Origin of the sequence: Streptomyces sp. PU-14G (genome assembly GCF_041028275.1) — a bacterium.
Lineage (GTDB): Bacteria > Actinomycetota > Actinomycetes > Streptomycetales > Streptomycetaceae > Streptomyces.
On record NZ_JASKYT010000680.1, the window covers coordinates 1 to 1,810 of the forward strand.

Annotated in this window: 3 protein-coding genes; 2 read left to right on the forward strand and 1 reads right to left on the reverse strand. The window is 69.6% G+C overall.

The annotated features are described in order from the left end of the window. Positions 1–298: 298 nt before the first annotated feature. Positions 299–481, reverse strand: coding sequence for a hypothetical protein (locus AB8Z75_RS34650; RefSeq protein WP_369209065.1), 183 nt, complete (start codon positions 479–481; stop codon positions 299–301). A 245-nt stretch (positions 482–726) separates the two neighbouring features. Between AB8Z75_RS34650 and AB8Z75_RS34655 the strand changes: the two genes are divergently transcribed. Together AB8Z75_RS34655 and AB8Z75_RS34660 are read left to right on the forward strand one after the other, a co-directional pair. Continuing rightward, a complete protein-coding gene (locus AB8Z75_RS34655; RefSeq protein ID WP_369209067.1) occupies positions 727–1,326 on the forward strand; it encodes a FadR/GntR family transcriptional regulator in 600 nt (199 codons plus the stop codon). Continuing rightward, complete coding sequence (locus tag AB8Z75_RS34660; protein ID WP_369209069.1) at positions 1,287–1,634, forward strand: hypothetical protein; 348 nt, start codon at positions 1,287–1,289, stop codon at positions 1,632–1,634. The genes AB8Z75_RS34655 and AB8Z75_RS34660 overlap by 40 nt, the downstream gene beginning before the upstream one ends. Positions 1,635–1,810 lie beyond the last annotated feature (176 nt).

Here is a 1,810-nt window from a genome sequence, read left to right on the forward strand (position 1 = left end):
GGTGGAGGCGGGCTTCCTGGTCACGCCATCGACCTAACAACTGGGCGGGAAAGTGCGGCAGTTGTCCGTCAGCGGTTTTCAGATGGTGGACAACTGGGAATGCAGTAGGTGAGTTGGTCGCCAACTCGGCCAGTGAATCGCCAAGTTGGTCGTGGAACCGCCCGGGGGGGGAAGGGTGGTCGCGCCGCCACCGCGCGTTCCGAGTGCCGGTTTCCGTCATCAAGCCGCCTTCCCCGTGGCGTGGGTGAGTGGGAGGGGAAGGCGGCATGACGGCGACCGTCCCGCCGCGGCGGGACGGTCAGGGATGCAGCAGCAGGGTGGCGAGCACCAGCGCGCCGGCGGTGCTGCATCCGGTGTGCCTGGCCTTGAGGCCGACACTCAGCAACAGGAACCCGACGAGGCCGAGGACCCCGAAGCGCACCTGGACGAGCTGTTCGAAGAAGACGACGGCGGCTGCGACAGCGAGCGCGAGGAGCGGCATGGCGATCCCTCCTTCTCAGGCACGGGAAGAACGGCTGTGCTGGAGGTGAGGTGCGGGGTGCGCCCATGCGTCGTTGAACGGGCGATCGACTCGGAGCCGGCGGGCCGAGAGAGGGTGTGACCAACTTGGCGATTCACTGGCCGAGTTGGCGACCAACTCACCTACTGCATTCCCAGTTGTCCACCATCTGAAAACCGCTGACGGACAACTGCCGCACTTTTCGGCTGAGTTGTAAGGTCGATGGTGTGACCAGGAAGCCCGCCTCCACCAGCGGCCGCCGCCCGCGCGACGTGGTCGCCGACGCTCTGCGCGCGCGCATCCGTAACGGTGAGTACGCGCCGGGCTCCCGGCTCCCCACCCAACGCGAACTGGAGACCGAGTTCACCGTCGGCCGCAGCGCCGTCCGCGAAGCCCTCGCCGCCCTCACCCGCGAAGGCCTCCTCCAGAACGTGGGCCGCGGCTCCTCACCCACCGTGGCGGAACCCGACCACCACGCCGAAGCCCCCCGCAGCGCCGGCGTCGAGCTGACGGACCGGCTCCACGAGGCCTTCCAGGCCGAGCACGTCACCGTCGACGCCTTCTCCCTCACCACCGAAACCCTCAACAACGCCCTCGCCTGGCCCATACGCCAGGTCATGGAAGGGCGGTTGACCCCCCGCACCGTCACGGCCCGCGTCCTCGTCCCCAGCCTGGACGCCCGTCTCGCCCTCCCCCGCCGGGGGGGGGGGGGGGGGGGGGGGGGGGGGGGCTCCCCCGCCTCATCGACGACCCCGACGACCCCAAGCCACGCCAGCGGCTGCACCAGATGCAGACCAGCTACGTGCACGCCGTCGACAACTCGCTGACCTCACTGGCCAGGTTCGGCGTCGAGGTGTCCCTCACCGTCCGCGCCGTCCCCCTCACCCCCACGCACAAGCTCTACCTGCTCAACCACCACGAGGCCCTCATCGGCTACTACCAGGTCGTCAGGAACGAGGAAGCCGCCTTCCAGGGCGAACAACTGTCCCTGTACGACGTGCTCGGCCTCACCGCCAAGCTCTTCCGCTCCACCAGTGGTCCGGAAACCCGGGACGAACAGGAGGCGGCCTTCGTAGCCGAGTCCCGCCAGTTCTTCGACTCCCTGTGGAACACGATCGCGACCCGGTTCGACTGAGCTTCGGCTGAGACGGTCGGCCGCCCCCGCGGCCGGCCCCCGGCGCGTCCTGGCGCGCGGTCCGCGCCGACTGCGTTCGGGTGACCAGCGCGCTCTCGCCGGCGGACCAGGGACGGCAGCCGGATACAGTGCCTCCACTTGTGCGGACCTCCTCCTCCCCCACCCGCCCCTAGGAC